Source organism: Streptococcus mitis, from assembly GCF_003942685.1.
GTDB classification, from domain to species: domain Bacteria; phylum Bacillota; class Bacilli; order Lactobacillales; family Streptococcaceae; genus Streptococcus; species Streptococcus mitis_CD.
Genome location: NZ_RJNR01000005.1, coordinates 25,395 through 47,501 on the forward strand (window position 1 = coordinate 25,395; position 22,107 = coordinate 47,501).

At 40.3% G+C, this 22,107-nt stretch carries 25 protein-coding genes; 21 read left to right on the top strand and 4 right to left on the bottom strand.

The genetic code is table 11. The features are described 5' to 3' along the window. Positions 1-134: 134 nt before the first annotated feature. The 12 genes from D8855_RS04990 (at position 135) to dnaJ (ending at position 11,740) form a co-directional block, all read left to right on the top strand. The gene (locus tag D8855_RS04990) at positions 135-1,334 is read left to right on the top strand and encodes a phosphoglycerate kinase (protein WP_042750167.1); all 1,200 of its coding nucleotides are present in this window, start codon (positions 135-137) and stop codon (positions 1,332-1,334) included. A 323-nt stretch (positions 1,335-1,657) separates the two neighbouring features. Next, positions 1,658-2,185, top strand: a complete 528-nt coding sequence (locus D8855_RS04995; RefSeq protein WP_020902185.1) for an FUSC family protein — start codon at positions 1,658-1,660, stop codon at positions 2,183-2,185. A 76-nt stretch (positions 2,186-2,261) separates the two neighbouring features. Beyond that, positions 2,262-2,618, top strand: coding sequence for a transcriptional repressor GlnR (gene glnR / locus D8855_RS05000; RefSeq protein WP_000659548.1), 357 nt, complete (start codon positions 2,262-2,264; stop codon positions 2,616-2,618). Positions 2,619-2,654: 36 nt separating this feature from the next. Further along, complete coding sequence (gene glnA, locus D8855_RS05005; RefSeq protein ID WP_004255939.1) at positions 2,655-4,001, top strand: type I glutamate--ammonia ligase; 1,347 nt, start codon at positions 2,655-2,657, stop codon at positions 3,999-4,001. Between the two features lie 113 nt (positions 4,002-4,114). Continuing rightward, complete coding sequence (locus D8855_RS05010; protein WP_031233152.1) at positions 4,115-4,435, top strand: PadR family transcriptional regulator; 321 nt, start codon at positions 4,115-4,117, stop codon at positions 4,433-4,435. Further along, positions 4,435-5,010, top strand: a complete 576-nt coding sequence (locus tag D8855_RS05015; RefSeq protein ID WP_023947120.1) for a DUF2812 domain-containing protein — start codon at positions 4,435-4,437, stop codon at positions 5,008-5,010. Before D8855_RS05010 ends, D8855_RS05015 begins: the two co-directional genes overlap by 1 nt. 34 nt (positions 5,011-5,044) lie before the next feature. Further along, the gene (locus tag D8855_RS05020; RefSeq protein ID WP_125416333.1) at positions 5,045-5,557 is read left to right on the top strand and encodes a DUF2812 domain-containing protein; all 513 of its coding nucleotides are present in this window, start codon (positions 5,045-5,047) and stop codon (positions 5,555-5,557) included. A gap of 160 nt (positions 5,558-5,717) precedes the next feature. Then, a complete protein-coding gene (gene hrcA / locus D8855_RS05025) occupies positions 5,718-6,752 on the top strand; it encodes a heat-inducible transcriptional repressor HrcA (protein ID WP_000255759.1) in 1,035 nt (344 codons plus the stop codon). 26 nt (positions 6,753-6,778) lie between these two features. Continuing rightward, positions 6,779-7,303, top strand: coding sequence for a nucleotide exchange factor GrpE (grpE, locus tag D8855_RS05030; protein WP_000046029.1), 525 nt, complete (start codon positions 6,779-6,781; stop codon positions 7,301-7,303). A gap of 378 nt (positions 7,304-7,681) precedes the next feature. After that, positions 7,682-9,505 (top strand): molecular chaperone DnaK, encoded by a 1,824-nt coding sequence (dnaK, locus tag D8855_RS05035; RefSeq protein ID WP_125416335.1) that lies wholly within the window; start codon positions 7,682-7,684, stop codon positions 9,503-9,505. A gap of 266 nt (positions 9,506-9,771) precedes the next feature. Further along, the gene (locus D8855_RS05040; RefSeq protein WP_125416337.1) at positions 9,772-10,404 is read left to right on the top strand and encodes a DJ-1/PfpI family protein; all 633 of its coding nucleotides are present in this window, start codon (positions 9,772-9,774) and stop codon (positions 10,402-10,404) included. Positions 10,405-10,603: 199 nt separating this feature from the next. Then, a complete protein-coding gene (gene dnaJ, locus D8855_RS05045; RefSeq protein ID WP_001066308.1) occupies positions 10,604-11,740 on the top strand; it encodes a molecular chaperone DnaJ in 1,137 nt (378 codons plus the stop codon). 60 nt (positions 11,741-11,800) lie between these two features. On the opposite strand, the gene D8855_RS05050 is transcribed toward dnaJ, so the two are convergent. From D8855_RS05050 to D8855_RS05060, 3 genes are all read right to left on the bottom strand, one after another. Beyond that, positions 11,801-12,478, bottom strand: coding sequence for a hypothetical protein (locus D8855_RS05050; protein WP_080977203.1), 678 nt, complete (start codon positions 12,476-12,478; stop codon positions 11,801-11,803). 61 nt (positions 12,479-12,539) lie between these two features. Then, positions 12,540-12,827: a hypothetical protein gene (locus D8855_RS05055; RefSeq protein WP_125416339.1), complete on the bottom strand. Its 288-nt coding sequence runs from the start codon at positions 12,825-12,827 to the stop codon at positions 12,540-12,542. 9 nt (positions 12,828-12,836) lie between these two features. Beyond that, positions 12,837-13,247 (bottom strand): HIT family protein, encoded by a 411-nt coding sequence (locus D8855_RS05060; protein WP_125416341.1) that lies wholly within the window; start codon positions 13,245-13,247, stop codon positions 12,837-12,839. A 67-nt stretch (positions 13,248-13,314) separates the two neighbouring features. On the opposite strand from D8855_RS05060, the gene D8855_RS05065 reads away from it, so the two are divergent. Together D8855_RS05065 and D8855_RS05070 are read left to right on the top strand one after the other, a co-directional pair. After that, positions 13,315-14,046, top strand: a complete 732-nt coding sequence (locus tag D8855_RS05065; protein ID WP_084923465.1) for an ABC transporter ATP-binding protein — start codon at positions 13,315-13,317, stop codon at positions 14,044-14,046. Further along, positions 14,043-15,092, top strand: a complete 1,050-nt coding sequence (locus tag D8855_RS05070) for an ABC transporter permease (protein WP_125416343.1) — start codon at positions 14,043-14,045, stop codon at positions 15,090-15,092. The genes D8855_RS05065 and D8855_RS05070 overlap by 4 nt, the downstream gene beginning before the upstream one ends. Before the next feature lie 61 nt (positions 15,093-15,153). On the opposite strand, the gene D8855_RS05075 is transcribed toward D8855_RS05070, so the two are convergent. Next, positions 15,154-15,483 (bottom strand): helicase BlpT, encoded by a 330-nt coding sequence (locus tag D8855_RS05075; RefSeq protein ID WP_125416345.1) that lies wholly within the window; start codon positions 15,481-15,483, stop codon positions 15,154-15,156. A gap of 295 nt (positions 15,484-15,778) precedes the next feature. On the opposite strand from D8855_RS05075, the gene D8855_RS05080 reads away from it, so the two are divergent. From D8855_RS05080 to trmB, 7 genes are all read left to right on the top strand, one after another. Further along, positions 15,779-16,516 carry a response regulator transcription factor gene (locus tag D8855_RS05080; protein WP_125416347.1) on the top strand — a complete coding sequence of 246 codons (738 nt, stop codon included), beginning with the start codon at positions 15,779-15,781 and terminating at the stop codon, positions 16,514-16,516. Positions 16,517-16,529: 13 nt separating this feature from the next. Further along, positions 16,530-17,879: a sensor histidine kinase gene (locus D8855_RS05085; RefSeq protein WP_125416348.1), complete on the top strand. Its 1,350-nt coding sequence runs from the start codon at positions 16,530-16,532 to the stop codon at positions 17,877-17,879. 1,274 nt (positions 17,880-19,153) lie between these two features. Continuing rightward, entirely contained in the window at positions 19,154-19,558 is a 405-nt protein-coding gene (locus tag D8855_RS05105) for an immunity protein (RefSeq protein ID WP_125416356.1), read from the top strand. 45 nt (positions 19,559-19,603) lie between these two features. Continuing rightward, positions 19,604-19,852, top strand: coding sequence for an immunity protein BlpZ (gene blpZ, locus D8855_RS05110; protein ID WP_125416358.1), 249 nt, complete (start codon positions 19,604-19,606; stop codon positions 19,850-19,852). 29 nt (positions 19,853-19,881) lie between these two features. After that, a complete protein-coding gene (locus D8855_RS05115) occupies positions 19,882-20,493 on the top strand; it encodes a CPBP family intramembrane glutamic endopeptidase (RefSeq protein ID WP_125416360.1) in 612 nt (203 codons plus the stop codon). A 162-nt stretch (positions 20,494-20,655) separates the two neighbouring features. Further along, complete coding sequence (gene ccrZ, locus D8855_RS05125) at positions 20,656-21,450, top strand: cell cycle regulator CcrZ (protein WP_016399198.1); 795 nt, start codon at positions 20,656-20,658, stop codon at positions 21,448-21,450. Further along, positions 21,447-22,082: a tRNA (guanosine(46)-N7)-methyltransferase TrmB gene (trmB, locus tag D8855_RS05130; protein ID WP_001266095.1), complete on the top strand. Its 636-nt coding sequence runs from the start codon at positions 21,447-21,449 to the stop codon at positions 22,080-22,082. Before ccrZ ends, trmB begins: the two co-directional genes overlap by 4 nt. The last annotated feature ends 25 nt before the right edge of the window (positions 22,083-22,107 follow it).

Below are 22,107 nucleotides of genomic sequence, written 5' to 3' on the forward strand. Positions count from 1 at the left end.
TTTTTCTAGTTTTGATTTTTAGAAATGCTAGTTTTCGTTGCAAGAAAGAACTGGAAAAGTTTAGGGTTTTTCTATCTCTTTTGCTGATTTTGTGATATAATTAACACGTATAAAAAAAGAAGGAGTCATATCTAATGGCAAAATTGACTGTTAAAGACGTTGAATTGAAAGGGAAAAAAGTTCTCGTTCGTGTTGACTTCAACGTACCTGTAAAAGATGGCGTGATTACCAACGACAACCGTATCACTGCAGCTCTTCCAACTATCAAGTACATCCTTGAACAAGGTGGACGTGCTATCCTCTTCTCTCACCTTGGCCGTGTAAAAGAAGAAGCAGACAAAGCTGGTAAATCACTTGCTCCTGTAGCTGCTGACTTGGCAGCTAAATTGGGTCAAGACGTTGCTTTCCTTCCAGGTGTCACTCGTGGTGCTGAATTGGAAGCAGCGATTAACGCTCTTGAAGATGGACAAGTTCTCTTGGTTGAAAACACTCGTTACGAAGATGTTGATGGCAAGAAAGAATCTAAAAACGATCCTGAACTTGGTAAATACTGGGCATCACTTGGAGATGGTATCTTCGTAAACGATGCATTCGGTACAGCTCACCGTGCACACGCATCTAACGTTGGTATCTCAGCAAACGTTGAAAAAGCAGTTGCTGGATTCCTTCTTGAAAACGAAATTGCCTACATCCAAGAAGCAGTTGAAGCTCCAGAACGTCCATTCGTGGCTATCCTTGGTGGTTCAAAAGTTTCAGACAAGATCGGTGTTATCGAAAACTTGCTTGAAAAAGCTGATAAAGTCCTTATCGGTGGTGGTATGACTTACACATTCTACAAAGCACAAGGTATCGAAATCGGTAACTCACTTGTAGAAGAAGACAAATTGGATGTTGCGAAAGCTCTTCTTGAAAAAGCAAACGGTAAATTGATCTTGCCAGTTGACTCAAAAGAAGCTAACGCATTTGCTGGCTACACTGAAGTGCGTGACACTGAAGGTGAAGCAGTTTCTGAAGGCTTCCTTGGTCTTGACATCGGTCCAAAATCTATTGCTAAATTTGACGAAGCTTTGACTGGTGCCAAAACAGTTGTATGGAACGGACCTATGGGTGTATTTGAAAACCCTGACTTCCAAGCTGGAACAATCGGTGTGATGGACGCTATCGTGAAACAACCAGGCGTTAAATCAATCATCGGTGGTGGTGACTCAGCTGCCGCAGCGATTAACCTTGGCCGTGCAGACAAATTCTCATGGATTAGTACGGGCGGAGGTGCTTCAATGGAACTTCTCGAAGGTAAAGTATTGCCAGGTTTGGCTGCACTTACAGAAAAATAATTTCAGCCCGTTAGTCTCTACAAAATCCTGATTTTGTAGAAAAAGGAACAAAACTGAAACGTTAACAAAAAGGTGGCTATGTCACCTTTTTGTGTTAGTGTAGGTATTTGTGACGCGGTGGTGGTGCTTCAATGGAACTCCTTGAAGGTAAAGTTCTTCCAGGACTTGCAGCCTTGACAGAAAAATAAGATTTTATAACTAAATCAAAGAATAGAGGGATGAAAGTTCCTCTTTTCTTTTGCTTAAAATAAAAACGCTTCCTCTCAACTATTGCTCATAAAATCAGCCAATTTATGATAAAATGGAAATAGAAAGTTGAGATTATGAGTTATTTTAAAAAATATAAATTCGATAAATCCCAGTTCAAACTTGGTATGCGAACCTTTAAAACAGGTATTGCTGTTTTTCTAGTTCTCTTGATTTTTGGCTTTTTTGGTTGGAAAGGTCTTCAAATTGGTGCTTTGACAGCCGTTTTTAGCCTGAGGGAGAGTTTTGATAAGAGTGTTCATTTCGGAACTTCGCGTATTCTTGGAAATAGTATCGGTGGCCTCTATGCCCTAGTCTTCTTCTTATTAAATACCTTTTTCCACGAAGCCTTTTGGGTAACCTTAGTAGTTGTTCCAATATGCACCATGTTAACCATTATGACAAATGTAGCCATGAATAACAAAGCAGGGGTTATTGGTGGTGTAGCAGCTATGTTAATCATTACCCTATCGATTCCGAGTGGCGAGACGATTTTGTACGTATTTGCGCGTGTATCAGAAACTTTCATGGGAGTTTTTGTCGCAATTCTCGTAAATTATGATATTGACCGCATTCGGCTCTTTTTTGAGAAAAAAGAAAAATAATGTTACATTTTATAACATTATCAATTGACGTTTGTCTTTTTTTAGACTATAATAGACAGAAAGAAGGAAATTGTAAATGAAGGAAAAAGAATTTCGCCGAAATATGGCTGTTTTTCCTATCGGCAGTGTTATGAAGTTGACCGATCTATCGGCGCGTCAGATTCGTTATTATGAAGATCAAGAGTTGATTAAGCCTGATCGAAACGAAGGGAACCGTCGCATGTATTCCTTGAATGACATGGATCGTCTGCTTGAAATCAAAGATTATATCTCTGAAGGTTATAATATCGCTGCCATTAAGAAAAAATATGCTGAACGTGAAGCGAAATCCAAGAAAGCGGTGAGTCAGACTGAGGTGCGTCGTGCACTTCATAATGAACTCCTCCAACAAGGTCGCTTTGCTTCAGTACGGTCACCTTTTGGTCGCGGTTAGGCAACCGCAAGTAGTCATACATTAAGGAGAAAACTCATGCCAATCACAGCTGCAGATATTCGTCGTGAAGTCAAGGAAAAAAATGTTACCTTTATTCGTCTCATGTTCTCAGATATTTTGGGAACCATGAAAAACGTCGAAATTCCTGCTACAGATGAACAGTTAGATAAAGTCTTGTCAAACAAGGCTATGTTTGATGGATCTTCTATTGAAGGTTTTGTACGTATCAATGAGTCGGATATGTACTTGTACCCAGACTTGGATACATGGACAGTCTTCCCTTGGGGAGATGAAAATGGAAGTGTTGCAGGTTTGATCTGTGATGTCTATACAACAGAAGGTGAACCATTTGCAGGAGACCCTCGTGGCAATTTGAAACGTGCTCTTCGTCACATGGAAGAAGTGGGATTCAAATCCTTCAACCTTGGGCCAGAGCCAGAATTCTTCCTATTTAAGTTGGATGAAAATGGAGATCCAACACTTGAAGTGAATGACAAGGGTGGCTACTTTGATTTGGCGCCTACTGACCTTGCGGACAACACACGTCGTGAGATTGTGAATGTCTTGACCAAAATGGGATTTGAAGTAGAAGCGAGTCACCACGAGGTTGCGGTTGGACAGCATGAGATTGACTTCAAGTACGATGAAGTTCTCCGTGCTTGTGATAAGATTCAAATCTTTAAACTTGTTGTTAAAACCATTGCTCGCAAACATGGGCTTTACGCAACCTTTATGGCTAAACCAAAATTTGGTATTGCTGGATCAGGTATGCACTGTAATATGTCCTTGTTTGATGAAGAAGGAAACAATGCCTTCTTTGATCCAAATGATCCAAAAGGAATGCAGTTGTCAGAAACGGCCTACCATTTCCTTGGCGGTTTGATTAAGCATGCCTACAACTATACTGCCATCATGAACCCAACAGTTAACTCATACAAACGTTTGGTTCCAGGTTATGAAGCGCCGGTTTACATTGCTTGGGCTGGTCGTAACCGTTCGCCACTTGTGCGCGTGCCTGCTTCACGTGGTATGGGGACTCGTCTTGAGTTGCGTTCAGTGGATCCAATGGCTAATCCGTACATCGCTATGGCAGTTCTTTTGGAAGTTGGTTTGCATGGTATTGAAAATAAAATCGAAGCACCAGCTCCTATCGAAGAAAATATCTACATCATGACAGCAGAAGAGCGCAAGGAAGCTGGTATTACAGACCTTCCATCAACCCTTCACAACGCTTTGAAAGCTTTGACAGAAGATGAAGTTGTCAGAGCGGCTCTTGGAGAACATATCTATACTAGTTTCCTTGAAGCCAAACGAATCGAATGGGCAAGTTATGCAACCTTCGTTTCACAATGGGAAATTGATAACTATTTAGATCTTTACTAATATAGAAGAAAGATTGCCTGAGGGTGGTCTTTTTTCTTGTGTTTTATATCGAGATGTGATATATTTTATATAACGAGGTGCGATATATTGAACTGAATAGAAGGTGGTTATAAATGGAATTAACGGATAAGATTCGTCGAGTTTATCTTCCGATGACGGAAACGGGTTTTTATATCTTGTTCTGTCTGCAAAAGGAAGGTCATGGGTACAGTATTACGCAAAAGGTCAAGGAGATGACAGATTTGCAAGTTTCGATTAGTCCTGGAACTATGTATGGAACCTTGTCAAAGATGGAAAAGGATGGTTTGATTTCCTTTGTCCGCGAAGAGGAAAAACGGAAAATCTATCAGATTACAGACTTGGGACGCAAAGTCTTAGATATTGAATTGAAGCGTATTGAACGGCTCTATAGAAACAGTCGGGAGGAAGGATGATGGAAAAGAAAATTGTTTATCGAATTTTTACAATTGCGGATTATGAGAGGGAGGCTCTATACTTTAGAGAAATGCATGCTAAGGGATGGAAACTTAGGGAAGTAAGCTACTCTATCTTATTGTTTGCAGTTAAGTATACCTTTGAAAAGTGTCAGCCTGAGCAAGTGTCTTATCAGTTGGATTTTTACCCAATGGAAAAATCAGAGAGATCCTCCTATTTACAACTATTTAAAGACTGTGGCTGGGAGCATATTACAGACTTTAATAGTTTTTCCTATTTTAGAAAAGCGCATTCTGAAATTGAATCGGATGCAGAATTTGAAATCTATAATGACGCTGCTGGGAAGTTAGCTATGGTTAATCGCATTTTAAGACTGCGATTAGTACCTGTTTTACTTTTGCTAGCCATACATATACCATTCTTACTTAAATTGCTCAATAGGAGTAATGCGTATGGTCTATGGAGTTTTCTTGCGGTCGGGCTAGATGTTTTCTTGTCTTTAATCCTTTTGTTAATGGTTGTCTATATTAGTTGGAAGTTATGGCATAAAAAGAAGGAATTATCAGATTTATGATAGGGTAGGTATGCTCAAAATTGGAGGGGGAGTCATGATCAATAAAAAGCAATTTCGGATTTTCACCATTGTTGATTTGGACAAGGAAGAAGAATATTTACATGAGATGCATTTGAAGGGTTGGAGATATAGAACGAGTCGTTTTGGTTTGTTCTATTTTGACCAATGTCAACCAGACGATGTCATCTACCGTATCTATGATTCTAAATTTCTTAAAAAATATAAGCATGAACTGCAAGATTTTAGAAATAGAGGTTGGGAATTGATGGGAGCAGGTTCTTGTTCGATTCTTCGTAAATCGTCTTCTGATTTACTTCCGGAGGATCAAGTCTATATGAGTAAGGGGCTCAGATGGGAAGTTATGCGATCTAGACTTCGTTCATGTACAGCTACTTTCTTAGGTGGTTTAGTTGTTTGTATGAGTTTATTTCGAGAAGAACTGTCGCAACCTTTCTTTGTCATTTTTGTTCTATATGCCTTTATGATTTCTTATCTAATCCATGGTTTTTTCAGACTTAAAAGGAAATACCAAGTAGATGGAAGGTGAGTTTCTCGGTCTGTAGACTGATTTTTAGCACTCTTGATAAAAGAGTGCTAATTTTTTGAGTTTTTATCTTGACATTCTCTTCTAAGGGTGTATAATAGAATCATAAGTTAGCACTTGAGCGTATCGAGTGCTAATCGATCAGACAGAGAGGAGTGATGAGGTGGTTACAGAGCGTCAGCAGGATATTCTAAATCTGATTATTGACATCTTTACCAAAACGCACGAACCTGTCGGATCCAAAGCCTTGCAAGAGTCTATTAACTCTAGCAGTGCAACCATTCGTAATGACATGGCGGCTCTAGAAAAGCAAGGGTTGCTTGAGAAGGCCCATACTTCAAGTGGTCGGATGCCAAGTGTTGCTGGTTTTCAGTACTATGTAAAACACTCACTGGATTTTGACCGACTGGCCGAAAATGAAGTTTATGAGATTGTCAAAGCCTTTGATCAGGAATTCTTCAAATTGGAGGATATTTTACAAGAGGCTGCTAATCTATTGACAGACTTGAGTGGCTGTACGGTAGTAGCACTGGATGTTGAGCCGAGCAGGCAACGGTTGACAGCCTTTGATATCGTTGTTTTGGGGCAACATACAGCCTTGGCAGTATTCACCCTAGACGAGTCGCGAACGGTTACCAGTCAGTTTCTGATTCCAAGGAACTTCTTGCAGGAGGATTTGCTGAAACTGAAGAGCATCATTCAGGAACGTTTCCTCGGCCACACAGTTCTAGATATTCACTACAAGATTCGGACGGAGATTCCGCAGATTATCCAGCGTTACTTCACAACGACGGATAATGTTATCGATCTCTTTGAACACATTTTTAAGGAAATGTTCAACGAAAATATTGTAGTGGCGGGTAAGGTCAATCTCTTGAATTTTGCTAATCTGGCAGCCTATCAGTTCTTTGATCAACCGCAGAAGGTGGCCTTGGAGATTCGTGAGGGGTTGCGTGAAGATCAGATGCAAAATGTTCGTGTTGCGGACAGTCAAGAGTCCTGTCTAGCAGACCTAGCGGTGATTAGTAGCAAGTTCCTCATTCCTTATCGGGGAGTTGGAATTCTAGCGATTATTGGTCCAGTCAATCTGGATTACCAACAGCTAATCAACCAAGTCAATGTAGTCAATCGTGTTTTGACCATGAAGTTGACAGATTTTTACCGCTATCTCAGCAGTAATCATTACGAAGTACATTAAGATTGAAATCATTAAAGGAGGCGAAAATGGCCCAAGATATAAAAAATGAAGAAGTAGAAGAAGTCCAAGAAGAGGAAGTTGTGGAAACAGCTGAAGAAACAACTCCTGAAAAGTCTGAGTTGGACTTGGCAAATGAACGTGCAGATGAGTTCGAAAACAAATACCTTCGCGCTCATGCGGAAATGCAAAATATCCAACGCCGTGCCAATGAAGAGCGTCAAAACTTGCAACGTTATCGTAGCCAGGACTTGGCAAAAGCGATTCTTCCTTCTTTGGATAACCTTGAGCGTGCACTTGCAGTTGAAGGTTTGACAGATGATGTGAAGAAGGGCTTGGAAATGGTGCAAGAAAGCTTGATTCATGCTTTGAAAGAAGAAGGAATCGAAGAAATCGCAGCTGACGGTGAATTTGACCATAACTACCATATGGCCATCCAAACTCTCCCAGCAGACGATGAACACCCAGCAGATACCATCGCCCAAGTTTTCCAAAAAGGCTACAAACTCCATGACCGCATCCTACGCCCAGCAATGGTAGTGGTGTACAACTAAGATACAAAGCCCGTAAAAAGCTCACAGTAAAAATAGGAGATTGACGAAGTGTTCGATGAACACAAGGAAATCTATCTTTTTTACCCAGAGCTTAGGGCGTGTTCGATTAGGCAATTCTGACGGTTGCAACATATATAATAGAAACCTTGTCCGAAACGACAATAAACTATGAAGAAAGATAAGAGGCAAGCCGGAGGCTTGCAAGGAAGATATTTCCCATCGTGGTGAAAGTTTCAGTAGCTTTTGCTACTGAAACAGGGGATTTTTGAGACAATAGGCTCAAAAATAAGTGATGAAATCCCGAAGGGAGTTGCTCACGTCCCCACCACTTAAGGGAAATATCAAAAATAGAAAATTAACTAACAAGGAGAAAAACACATGTCTAAAATTATCGGTATTGACTTAGGTACAACAAACTCAGCAGTAGCAGTTCTTGAAGGAACTGAATCAAAAATCATCGCAAATCCAGAAGGAAACCGCACAACTCCATCTGTAGTCTCATTCAAAAACGGCGAAATCATCGTTGGTGACGCTGCGAAACGTCAAGCAGTTACAAACCCAGATACTGTTATCTCTATCAAATCTAAGATGGGTACTTCTGAAAAAGTTTCTGCAAACGGAAAAGAATACACTCCACAAGAAATCTCAGCTATGATTCTTCAATACTTGAAAGGATACGCTGAAGATTACCTTGGTGAGAAAGTAACCAAAGCTGTTATAACAGTTCCAGCTTACTTCAACGATGCTCAACGTCAAGCAACAAAAGACGCTGGTAAAATCGCTGGTCTTGAAGTAGAACGTATTGTCAACGAACCAACTGCAGCAGCTCTTGCTTATGGTTTGGACAAGACTGACAAAGAAGAAAAAATCTTGGTATTTGACCTTGGTGGTGGTACATTCGACGTATCTATCCTTGAATTGGGTGACGGTGTCTTCGACGTATTGTCAACTGCAGGGGACAACAAACTTGGTGGTGACGACTTTGACCAAAAAATCATCGACCACTTGGTAGCAGAATTCAAGAAAGAAAACGGTATTGACTTGTCTACTGACAAGATGGCAATGCAACGTTTGAAAGATGCAGCTGAAAAAGCGAAGAAAGACCTTTCTGGTGTAACTTCAACACAAATCAGCTTGCCATTTATCACTGCAGGTGAGGCTGGACCTCTTCACTTGGAAATGACCTTGACTCGTGCGAAATTTGACGATTTGACTCGTGACCTTGTAGAACGTACAAAAGTTCCAGTTCGTCAAGCCCTTTCAGATGCAGGTTTGAGCTTGTCAGAAATCGACGAAGTTATCCTTGTTGGTGGTTCAACTCGTATCCCAGCCGTTGTAGAAGCTGTTAAGGCTGAAACTGGTAAAGAACCAAACAAATCAGTAAACCCTGATGAAGTTGTTGCTATGGGTGCTGCTATCCAAGGTGGTGTCATTACTGGTGATGTTAAAGACGTTGTCCTTCTTGACGTAACACCATTGTCACTTGGTATCGAAACAATGGGTGGTGTCTTCACAAAACTCATCGATCGCAACACAACAATCCCAACATCTAAATCACAAGTCTTCTCAACAGCAGCAGACAACCAACCAGCCGTTGATATCCACGTTCTTCAAGGTGAACGCCCAATGGCAGCAGATAACAAGACTCTTGGACGCTTCCAATTGACTGACATCCCAGCTGCACCTCGTGGTATCCCACAAATCGAAGTAACTTTCGACATTGACAAGAACGGTATCGTATCAGTTAAAGCTAAAGACCTTGGAACTCAAAAAGAACAAACAATTGTTATCCAATCTAACTCAGGTTTGACAGACGAAGAAATCGACCGCATGATGAAAGATGCAGAAGCAAACGCTGAAGCAGATAAGAAACGTAAAGAAGAAGTAGACCTTCGTAACGAAGTAGACCAAGCAATCTTTGCGACTGAAAAGACAATCAAGGAAACTGAAGGTAAAGGATTCGATGCAGAACGTGATGCTGCCCAAGCTGCCCTTGATGACCTTAAGAAAGCTCAAGAAGACAACAACTTGGACGATATGAAAGCAAAACTTGAAGCATTGAACGAAAAAGCTCAAGGACTTGCTGTTAAACTCTACGAACAAGCCGCTGCAGCGCAACAAGCTCAAGCAGGAGCAGAAGGCGCACAAGCAACAGGAAACGCAGGCGATGACATCGTAGACGGAGAGTTTACTGAAAAATAAGATGCAAAGCCCGTTAAAACCTCACAGTGAAAATAGGAAATCTGACGCAGAAACTTTAGTTTCTAGGAAGATTTGCACCTAAAGGTAGCCACATCTGTAATTCGCTAAAGCGAAAACAGTTACGTCTCTTTTTCACCAAGAGGTTAGGGAGTGCTCGATTTAGCATTACTAGTTTGATTTTTAAAACTCGAACGTCGTAATGATAGGAAGAAATCCAGAGGTTGCAACCCAGCCTCTGTTTTTCGATAAAATAGAGGATGTTGCGTATGAAAAAAGTACTTTGTATCATTTATCCTAATTTTTCTCTTTATGAGATAACCACTTTAACGAGTACTTTAGCTCTGTCTTTTGATATCACGATTGATTATGTCGCTTCTGAGAATTCGATGGTGGTCTCTGAGGATGGTTTGCCCTGTCAACCGACGAAAACATTGGATCAGATCCGTATAGAAGATTATTCTTGTGTGATTTTGCCAGGAATGGTAAATATAGGTCCTGCTCTACAAGATGAGAAATTGATCTCGTTTTTGAGAAGTCTTAATGAGCAAGATATCTTAATTGCAGCTATTTCTTCAGCGCCTCTTTTATTGGCGAAAGCAGGTTTATTGAACGATACGAAATTTACAGGTGGGATTTGGCAAAACTTCTTTGACTATTTTGAATTTCTTCCACGTGAGAATTTCCAACCGAAAGTTCTTGTCCAAGATAAACAAATCATTACGGCTATCGGTTTTGCACATCAAGAGTTTGCAAGAAAAGTGATTCTTGGTCTAGGTTTGGCAGAAAATACTGACAACTACTTTAAAGAACAGAGCGAGTATGCTGAAGAGGATTTGATTTTTACTCTATCGGACAAAGAGTTTGATGAAGTGAAACAGAGTATAGAAAATGCCCTCTAAATATTTACTTATAAATTATAGAAAGGAATAAGAGTGTTCGAGTAACTGAACACGAGTTCCTAAGTTTCTGATTCAATATAAAAAGAAAGGAATTGAACCCGACCTAAATTCTCGGCAAAAAGATAAATCTGTCTAGGAGCATCGCTCCAGCGTCAGATTTCCTATTTTTCAGTCGAATTTTACGGTCTTGGTATCTTGTATGAACAATACTGAATTTTATGATCGTCTGGGGGTGTCAAAAAACGCTTCGGCAGACGAGATCAAAAAGGCTTATCGTAAGCTTTCGAAAAAATATCACCCAGATATCAATAAGGAGCCTGGTGCTGAGGAAAAATACAAGGAAGTTCAGGAAGCTTATGAGACTTTGAGTGACGACCAAAAACGTGCTGCCTATGACCAATACGGTGCTGCTGGAGCCAACGGTGGTTTTGGTGGAGCTGGTGGTTTCGGCGGTTTCGATGGGGCAGGAGGCTTCGGTGGTTTTGAAGATATATTCTCAAGTTTCTTCGGCGGAGGCGGTGCTTCACGCAATCCAAACGCTCCTCGCCAAGGGGATGACCTCCAGTATCGTGTGAACTTGACCTTTGAAGAAGCTATTTTTGGAGCTGAAAAAGAAGTTAAGTACAATCGTGAAGCAAGCTGTAGTACATGTAATGGCTCAGGTGCTAAGCCAGGAACAAGTCCAGTCACTTGTGGACGCTGTCATGGAGCTGGTGTCATTAATGTTGATACGCAGACTCCGCTTGGTATGATGCGTCGTCAAGTGACCTGTGATGTCTGTCACGGTCGCGGAAAAGAAATCAAAGATCCATGTACAACTTGTCACGGAACAGGGCATGAAAAACAAGCTCATAGTGTACATGTCAAAATCCCTGCTGGTGTGGAAACAGGTCAACAAATTCGCCTAGCCGGTCAAGGTGAAGCTGGATTTAACGGTGGACCTTATGGTGACTTGTATGTAGTGGTTTCTGTGGAAGCCAGCGACAAGTTTGAACGTGAAGGAACGACTATCTTCTACAATCTCAACCTCAACTTTGTCCAAGCAGCTCTTGGTGATACAGTAGATATCCCAACTGTTCATGGTGATGTTGAATTGGTTATCCCAGAGGGAACTCAGACTGGTAAGAAATTCCGTCTACGTGGCAAAGGAGCTCCGAGTCTTCGTGGTGGTGCAGTTGGTGACCAATATGTTACCGTTAATGTCGTAACACCGACAGGCTTGAATGACCGCCAAAAAGCAGCCTTGAAAGAATTCGCAGCTGCAGGTGATTTAAAAGTCAATCCAAAGAAAAAGGGCTTCTTTGACCATATTAAAGATGCCTTTGAAGGAGAATAACACAAAAAGAGCCGTTGGGCTCTTTTTACTTTATTCTTTGTAATGTTAGCATTGGAACAATCACTCATCGGCTGATTTTCTATCAGATCTTTGCTTGAGCAAGCCAGCTGCATCCATATCTTGGATGAGTTGCTTGATTTCCGCTTCTTTACCAGGCTTAATGGTAACGGTATCAATATGGTTGATTGCAGAGTTATCCTGAATATCCACTAAAGTCAAGGCTTTTTCATAGAATGCAATTCCCTTTTTTAGACTTTCCTGATCCTTCCAATATAGAACTGAGTAATCAGGATTTGGTTTCTTTCCGATTTCTTGTAAATAATTCCTACTTTCCTTCTTTAAAAATTGCAATAAACCATGATTGAACAAGTTATCCCCTACTTTATAGTAGGAGATATCTCCAGTCTGTAGGACATAGACTTCGAGTTGGTTTTTGGTGAGATTTGGACTTTCTTTTAAGACGGGATGGCTATTGATGACCTCATCTGAGAAAGTAACATAAAAATTTAAGCCCCCACCCTCGTATTTATATCTTCCATTTGATTTTACTTTCTTAGGAGGCATGTCAAGGGAGGTAAAGATTTGTTTGAGGGCGTTATTTCCCTTGTGAATGTCAATCGGTGAGGCTCTGAAGGCAAAAAACAGTACTAGAAATGCTAGGACCGCAAGAAGGCTAAGGCAACCACAAGGGATTAGGATGATCTGTGCCAGAATTTTAAAAAACTGTTTCATTTTCATTCCTCTTTTTTGTTTGACCCTGACAACCTAAAATAGATTTAAGGAAAGTTCATGGCTCTTTTTACTTATCTTCAATTTCCTGTGTTTCTTTGATGACAGCTAGTCTAGTCTGGATATCTTTTTCCAAGACCTTAAACTTGTAAGTCAGGTCTTCTTGGTATTCTTTGATGAGTTCTTTTTGCTGGTCGATGATTTGCAGGCTGTTTTGGATAATATCCACATCGTCCTTGATAGCTTGAACGCGGTCAGTAGTGTTCAAGACTCCATCTGTGATGGCTTGGCGATTTTTTGTGACCAAATAACTTCCTGCTGCAGCTCCTGCAAATAGCAGTAGATTAGATAATTTCATGGCAACTCCTTAGGCGTTTTTGATAGTTTCAGCGACTTGAGCAAGTTTGTCAAAGTCAGGTTCGTGGGCGATAAAATCAATCTTGAGGTCATCGTCCGCACTGTAGCGAGGCACGAGGTGAACGTGGGTATGAAAGACGGTTTGCCCTGCGATTTCTTCACAGTTGGCAATGATATTCATACCAGCAGCATTGGTAGCTTTCATGACTTTTTGAGCTACTTTTGGTACTTGGGCAAAGAGTTGGCTGGCGCTAGTAGCGTCCATTTCCAAGAGATTGCGATAGTGTTCTTTTGGCACGACCAAGGTGTGTCCTGGTGTCACTTGAGAGATATCAAGAAAGGCAAGAACTTGCTCATCTTCATATACTTTTGAAGCAGGAATTTCCCCTGCGATGATTTTACAAAAAATGCAATCTGACATAAAATCTACCTCTACTGTATTGAATTTTGATATAATATAGCTACATTATACCAGATTTGGAGAAAATATGTTAGAAATTAAAAACCTGACAGGTGGCTATGTTCATGTCCCTGTCTTGAAAGATGTGTCCTTTACTGTTGAAAGTGGGCAGTTAGTTGGTTTGATTGGTCTCAATGGCGCTGGGAAATCAACGACAATTAATGAAATTATCGGTCTGTTGACACCTTATAGCGGTTCTATCAATATCAATGGTCTGACCCTGCAAGAAGATGCAACGAGCTACCGCAAGCAGATTGGCTACATTCCTGAGACGCCTAGCCTGTATGAGGAATTGACCCTTAGAGAGCATATCGAAACGGTTGCTATGGCTTATAGTATTGAGCAAAAGGTAGCTTTTGAGCGAGTAGAACCTTTATTAAAAATGTTCCGTCTGGACCAGAAATTGGACTGGTTCCCTGTTCATTTTTCAAAAGGGATGAAGCAGAAGGTCATGATTATCTGTGCTTTTGTGGTGGATCCGAGTCTCTTCATCGTGGATGAGCCTTTCCTTGGTCTCGATCCGCTGGCTATTGCAGACTTGATTCAGCTTTTGGAAGTGGAAAAGCAAAAAGGCAAGTCTATTCTCATGAGTACCCACGTGCTGGATTCGGCTGAGAAGATGTGTGATGCCTTTGTCATTCTCCACAAGGGGGAAGTGCGTGCCAAGGGAAATCTGGCGCAACTGCGCGAAGCCTTTGATATGCCTGAGGCTAGTTTGAATGATATTTACTTGGCTCTGACCAAAGAGGAGGAGTTATGAAAGACTTGTTTTTAAAGAGAAAGCAGGCTTTTCGTAAGGAGTGTCTTGGTTATTTGCGCTATGTTCTCAATGACCACTTTGTCTTGTTCCTGCTTGTCCTGCTGGGCTTTCTAGCCTACCAGTACAGTCAACTCTTGCAACATTTTCCTGAAAATCATTGGCCTATCCTTTTGTTTGTAGGAATTACCTCTGTTTTACTTTTGCTTTGGGGAGGAATTGCCACCTATATGGAGGCTCCAGACAAGCTCTTTCTCTTGGTCGGAGAAGAGGAAATCAAGCTCCATCTCAAGCGTCAAACTGGCATTTCCCTAGTCTTTTGGCTCTTTGTCCAGACCCTTTTCTTGCTGTTATTTGCGCCTTTATTTTTGGCAATGGGTTATGGCTTGCCAGTTTTTTTGGTCTATGTGCTTTTATTGGGAGTAGGAAAATATTTCCTCTTTCGTCAAAAGGCCAGCAAATTTTTCACGGAAACTGGACTGAACTGGGACTATGTCATTTCCCAAGAAAGCAAGCGTAAGCAAGTCTTGCTTCGTTTCTTTGCCCTCTTTACGCAGGTAAAGGGAATTTCAAACAGCGTCAAGCGTCGTGCCTATCTGGACTTTATCCTAAAGGCTGTTCAGAAGGTTCCTGGGAAGATTTGGCAAAATCTCTATCTGCGTTCTTATCTGCGAAATGGAGATCTCTTTGCCCTCAGTCTCCGTCTGCTCCTACTTTCCTTGCTAGCGCAGGTCTTTATCGAGCAAGCTTGGATTGCGACAGCAGTGGTGGTTCTCTTTAACTACCTCTTGCTCTTCCAGTTGCTGGCCCTCTATCATGCCTTTGACTACCAGTATTTAACCCAACTCTTTCCACTGGACAAGGGGCAAAAGGAAAAAGGCTTGCAGGCGGTAGTCCGAGGATTGACCAGTTTTGTTTTACTTGTGGAATTAGTTGTTGGGTTGATTACCTTCCAAGAAAAACTAGCACTTCTAGCCTTACTGGGAGCTGGTTTAGTTTTACTAGTCTTGTACCTACCTTATCAGGTAAAACGTCAGATGCAGGACTAATATTGCTTATATGATATTAAAAAAGAAGTTGAGTTCAGTTTATCTCAACTTCTTTTATTTTCTATAAGATAATGGTTGGTCCGTAGAGACTCAACTTGGTCTTGACTTGGTCAAAGTGGAAGCGGTCATAGGCCCGCCAAGCGGCGCGAGTAGGAGCATCTGGATTGAGAGCGCTGAGTCCCATGAGAAGACTGGAAGTCTGATAAAATTTTTCCAGTTCAATCAAGACTCGATTATCCACTGTCTCAGCTTTGGCTAGAAAGCCAAGAATAGAGTTTAATTGCTCCTGAAAGCGGACGTCGTCAGAGGTTGCCTGTTTGCATGCTTGGTAGGCTTTGTTTAAGTCAGTAATCAAAGTCTGAGCTCTTTTGATAGGGTCTGTATCTGTCATGAGAATTCCTCCTTTAATCTGGGTGCCAGTCTTGTTTCTAGCAACTGTGTTTTGATACTGTCAGTCTATCACTTTTATCTCCTTTTTCACCATCAAATCTTTAATTGCCCTTGAAATTTCCTGAATGGTACTGTTAAGATTTTATGATAAAATAGTGGTAAGATTATCATGCTTATTTGAGGAACAAGCTACCCTTCAGGAGCGTTGAAGGCCTGTTTAGGATTTGGTGGGCTTGTATCATAGTATTTTTGCTATTCTCTTTTTAGGAAGAAATTGAAACAAGGAGAGTAAGAAGATGAGAATATTTGTTTTAGAAGATGATTTTTCCCAACAGACTAGGATTGAAACGACCATTGAAAAACTCTTGAAGGAACATCAGATTATTCCTAGCTCTTTTAAAGTTTTTGGCAAGCCAGATCAGCTGCTGGCAGAGGTGCATGAGAAGGGGGCGCATCAGCTATTCTTTTTGGATATTGAGATTCGAAATGAGGAGATGAAGGGTCTGGAAGTGGCTAGAAAGATTCGGGATCGGGATCCTTATGCCTTAATCGTCTTTGTGACGACTCACTCGGAGTTTATGCCCCTGTCCTTTCGCTACCAAGTGTCTGCTCTGGACTACATTGATAAGGCCTTGTCAGCAGAGGAGTTTGAATCTCGTATCGAGACAGCCCTTCTCTATGCCAATAGTCAAGATAGTAAAAGTTTGGCGGAAGATTGCTTTTACTTTAAATCAAAATTTGCCCAATTCCAGTATCCTTTTAAAGAGGTTTACTATCTAGAAACGTCGCCCAGAGCCCATCGTGTTATTCTCTATACCAAGACAGACAGACTGGAATTTACAGCGAGTTTAGAGGAGGTTTTCAAGCAGGAACCCCGTCTCTTGCAGTGCCATCGCTCTTTTCTCATCAATCCTGCCAATGTGGTTCGTTTGGATAAGAAAGAAAAACTCCTTTTCTTTCCCAATGGGGGAAGCTGTATGATAGCGCGTTATAAGGTCAGGGAAGTGTCTGAAGCTATCAATAACTTACACTGAGTGAGGAGAATTTATGTATATTTTTTGGATGATATTGTATTCACTAGCTATTATTGGGCTAGAAATTATCATGTTCTTTAAGGTAGATGGAATTAGTCTCACTTTCGATAGAATTTTTAAGGCCTTTCTTCTAAAATTTCTTCTAGCAGCAATTGTTACAACTTTTAAATTTTTAGTCTTGACTGACTATCTGTCATACTTTATAGAACCCTTGTTCGGCATCAGCTTATCTCTCTTATTGTTAAGAGGGCTTCCTAAAAAACTCCTTTTCTTTTATGGTCTCTTTCCAATTGTATTGATGGATATCTTTTACAGAAGTGTTTCCTATTTTGTGTTTCCGTTTTTGGGGCAAGGGATTGTAGATGGAGATGGAAATCCTCTCTTTTTGTTGATTATGCTATTCGTTTGCTTCATAGTATTAGTCTTTTTGAAATGGTTGGACTATGATTTTACTAGATTGAGAAAGGAGTTTCTCGATAAAGGTTTTCAACAGTCCCTGACTAAGATTAACTGGATAATGGGGGCTTACTTTCTAGTCATGGAAAATCTGTCTTACTTTGAATATGCATACGATATCCAATCAAAGACTGTTCGCCATCTTATCCTAGTTTTTTACCTCCTCTTTTTTATGGGGATTGTCAAGAAATTGGATACCTATTTGAAGGACAAACTCCATGAGAGATTGGACCAAGAGCAGGCCTTGCGCTACAGAGATATGGAACGCTATAGTCGGCATATAGAGGAACTTTACAAGGAAGTCCGGAGCTTTCGCCATGACTACACTAACCTCTTGACCAGTTTACGTCTGGGTATTGAAGAGGAGAACATGGAGCAGATAAAAGAGGTCTACGACTCCGTCTTAAAGGATTCCAGTGAAAAATTGCAGGACAATAAATATGACCTTGGACGACTCGTGAATGTTCGTGATAAAGCCCTCAAAAGTCTCCTAGCAGGGAAATTTCTGAAAGCCAGAGATAAGAACATTGTCTTTAATGTCGAAGTTCCAGAGGAGATTCAGGTAGAGGGGATGAGCTTGCTTGATTTTCTAACCATTGTGTCTATCCTTTGTGACAATGCTATTGAAGCCAGTGTGGAAGCCAGCCAACCTCATGTTTCAATCGCCTTTTTAAAAAATGGAGCACAGGAGACCTTTATTATCGAAAACTCCATCAAAGAAGAGGGCATAGATATTTCTGAAATCTTCTCCTTTGGAGCCAGTTCTAAAGGGGAGGAGAGAGGAGTTGGTCTCTATACCGTCATGAAAATTGTGGGAAACCATCCTAATACCAGTCTAAATACCACCTGTCAAGATCAAGTCTTTCGTCAGGTTTTAACAGTTCACTCGATGTCAGTTGATGATTAGAAGACTTGTGGAAAGAAGTACTGCCTGCAGTCATCGATTAAAATACTATAATATGTGAGGTATATTAAATGAATAAGAAATCCTTTTTTATCATCTGTTCTACGTTAATTATAGCATCGAATCTTCTCATGCTATTTGTAGTGAACAAGGGAGAAGAAACGGGGAGTAATCTGTTTGTGATTGCTATAGCCTGTGTTATGTTACCATCATTCTTATATGCGGTTGAGAACCGAATGGTTTCTTTAATTAGGACAGGGTCAGTAGCTTTACTCTTATTGACAGTATTGTCTTTAGTCCGTCTTGTCAACAGAATAGAGAGGACGCCTGAAATTCTCAACATTATCATTACCCTCCTGGTTTTGGCAAGTGGGACAGCCTGTATCCTGGTTGCAATCATGAGAATCTATCAGAACAGACGGAAGTGAGGGTGGATAGTTTTCGATTTTGTATTTTCACATTGTTAAGTTTCCTTAGGGCAAGTATGTTTTTCATGCTTGCTTTTTTTATTTTTTACAATTCAAGATGTTTTGATGACCATTTGTGATTTGGATGGAAAATTTTAAAAAATAGTAGTATACTAACATTGTTAAGGTTGCAATAGGACGAAAGTAAAAAGAGGTATTCCTCGTGAATGCAAAAACAATGATACAATTGGCTATTATGGTTGCTTAAAGACTTGAGCTTGTGTACTTGGAGGTAATTATGGATTTCAAAAGTTTTCTTATTGTTTTTGTTGTTAGTATGCTTATTTCTTTTATTACTTATTTAATTAGGGAAAAATTTTTAAAATCTCCAAAGAAGAATAAAGATAAATCCAATTAGATAAAAAGATTTTTTATCGCGAGTTTAATCTACAGGTGAGTTTCTTTAATATTGTTTCGCCTCTTAAAATGATATGTGATAGCAGGATAAAAAATCTACAAATTAAGTTGGTATCAATACGGTGTAAAGGGCAAGTATGTTTTTCATGCTTGCTTTTTTAAATTTTTACAATTCAAGATGTTTTGATGACCATTTATGATTTAAGTGATCCACGGTCAAAATGAGTGCTATACTAGCAGTGTCAAGGTTGTAGCTCAACTAAGATAAAGCATACATTTAGGAGAAAATCTTATGAAGAAAAAAATACTGATCATTTTCGTTCTGTATCTGATCATGTCTATCCTTCTTTATCCGCTTAGGGAGAGTATTTGGTATCAGCTATTTTATACCATAGCTTATATGATTGCGGTTGTGATCTATTTTGCTTTAACTAAAAAGAAAGGAGCAAAGAAATGAAAACTTTTCTTGCTAAAAAACGGAACATCTTTCTTGCAAGATTGTTCCTAGGTCAGTTGCCCTTGCTTGTCTCTACTTATCTATTTCTATCTCGTCAGTTTTTAAATTTTTCATTGGTTTTCCAATTTCTTTTAGTGGTTATTAACTTGGCTTCTATTTTGGTCACTGTTTATCTCACTAGGGAAATGAGGATAAGAGAGTTTGAAGATGATGATTTGGTTAGTCCTAGAACCAATCAACTCATGTATATCGGCTTGACAGGTTTTATGTCTATTATTTGTTTGTATAGGGGTATCACAGCAGGAGAATTCTATCAACAATTAATTGCCTACATTGGTGCTCTTCTCTGCTTGCTTATCATGCTTCTACTCATTTGGGGCTTGAAGTATTATAAAAAGTAGGGAAGAACTTGCGGCTAGTCTATAGTCTGATAAGAGGAGGTTATCATGTATAAACACTTATTTTTCCTAGATTCCAAAACTTTAGACCGGTTGATGCCCTATATTCTGGTCTTGGCTTCTGACACCATTGCCTTTAATGTTTTTGTGCTAACCTTTGTATCTGCGGTGGTCTTTAATTCCCTAAATTCCCTGCTAGCTTTAATGGCTATCTTCTTAGGGGCTGGCTATGTGGTCGGATTTTGGTTACTCAAATGGTTTGTTTTGGAAAGGCTAGAACTAAAGAATGACGTGTAGGAAGTCTGTTTGGTGGGGAGGCTAGTTTTATGAGAATTTTTAATAAGTGCCATGCCTTATTTTTGGGATTTTTAGTATTTGCAATCGTTGGTGCAGCGGGTTATTCCATTAATCAAGGGGATTATTTTCAACACCAGTACACATTCATTATGATAAAGAGTCTCTTGCTTTTCCTTAGTTTTGGCTATGCTAAATGGTTTGATATGATTTCTTTTGGGATTTTAAGCAAGAAACAACTCTTGCTCTTCATTGGCATTTTTCTTCTCACTGTGCTGGTAAGTATTAGCTATCATGCTTTTTTCTCAGTTGTTTCTGGTGCTTCGGATCAACACCTTGAGGAAGCTAGTAAAGGACTTTCGCTTTCCTTTATTGTTAGTGCTACAGTTTTGGCACCTATCCAGGAGGAATTCATGTTTAGAGGGCTTCTTCAAGGTGCAGTTTTTGATAATTCTTGGCTGGGGCTTGTGCTGACATCCTCTCTCTTTTCTTTCATGCATGAACCTTATGATATTCCTTCGTTTTGCTATTATCTTTTCGGGGGCTTGTTGCTGGGCTTTGCTTATAAAAAGAGCCAAAACCTATGGGTTTCTACTCTAGTCCACATGTTTTACAACAGTTTGCCACTCTTATATTATTTATAAAAATTATGAAAAGGTAAGTAGGAGATGGTGCTTGCCTTTTTCAAGTTATAATGATAGCCCGAGCTAATTGAGATGCTTTTCTTTGAGAATCGGGCGTGGAGCGGTTGACGAATAGGCCAAAAACTAGTAGAATAGTAAGGAAACTTTATACGGAGGAAAGAAATGGATTTGGGTGATAATGAGCTAACACTGACTCCCATACCTGGGAAAAGTGGCAAGGCTTATATGGGTAGCTATCCTGATGGGAAGCGCATCTTTGTAAAAATGAACACCTCTCCAATCCTACCTGGTCTAGCTAGAGAACAAATTGCTCCACAATTATTATGGAGTCGCCGTTTGGCAGATGGGCGTGATATGTGTGCTCAAGAATGGTTGACAGGCAAGATATTGACCCCCTATGATATGAATCGTAAGCAAATCGTCAATATTTTAACCCGTCTTCATCGCTCACGTCCGTTGATGACACAGTTGAGTCGTTTGGGATATGCCATGGAAACACCTGTAGATTTACTACAGTCTTGGCAGGAAACGGCTCCAGATGCTTTGCGTAAAAATCATTTTATCAGTGAAGTGATGGCTGATTTACGTCAGACTATTCCAGGATTTAGAGAGGACCATGCGACCATTGTCCATGGAGATGTACGACATAGTAATTGGATTGAGACAGATAGTGGCTTGATTTATTTGGTAGATTGGGATTCGGTTCGCTTGACCGATCGCATGTTTGATGTGGCCCATATGCTCTGCCATTATATTCCAGAACATCAGTGGAAGGAATGGTTGACCTACTACGGTTACAAGTATAATCAAACGGTATTAAGTAAATTGTATTGGTACGGTCAATTGTCTTATTTGAGCCAGATTTCCAAGTATTATATGAACCAAGATTTAGAAAATGTCAATCGGGAGATCCATGGCTTGCGTCACTTCCGAGACAAGTATGGAAAGAGAAGATGAGAGTTAGAAATCGTAAAGGGGCGACAGAATTACTAGAGGCAAATCCCCAGTATGTGGTCCTCAATCCCTTGGAAGCCAAGGGAAAATGGCGGGACTTGTTTGGCAATGATAATCCCATTCATGTGGAAGTTGGAAGTGGAAAGGGTGCCTTTGTTTCAGGTATGGCCAAGCAAAACCCTGACATCAACTATATCGGGATTGATATTCAAAAGTCTGTTTTGAGCTACGCTTTGGACAAGGTGCTTGAAGTTGGAGTGCCTAACATTAAGCTCTTGTGGGTAGATGGTTCTGACTTGACTGACTACTTTGAAGATGGTGAGATTGATCGCTTGTATCTGAACTTTTCAGATCCTTGGCCTAAAAAACGCCATGAAAAGCGTCGTTTGACCTACAAGACCTTCTTGGATACCTTCAAACGTATCTTGCCTGAAAATGGAGAAATTCATTTCAAGACGGATAACCGTGGCTTGTTTGAGTACAGTTTAGTGAGCTTTTCTCAGTATGGCATGAAGCTCAATGGTGTCTGGCTAGATTTACATGCCAGTGATTTTGAAGGGAATGTCATGACAGAATACGAGCAAAAATTCTCCAACAAGGGGCAAGTTATCTACCGAGTTGAGGCTCAGTTTTAATCTAAAGAGATTTCAAAAACTGTTT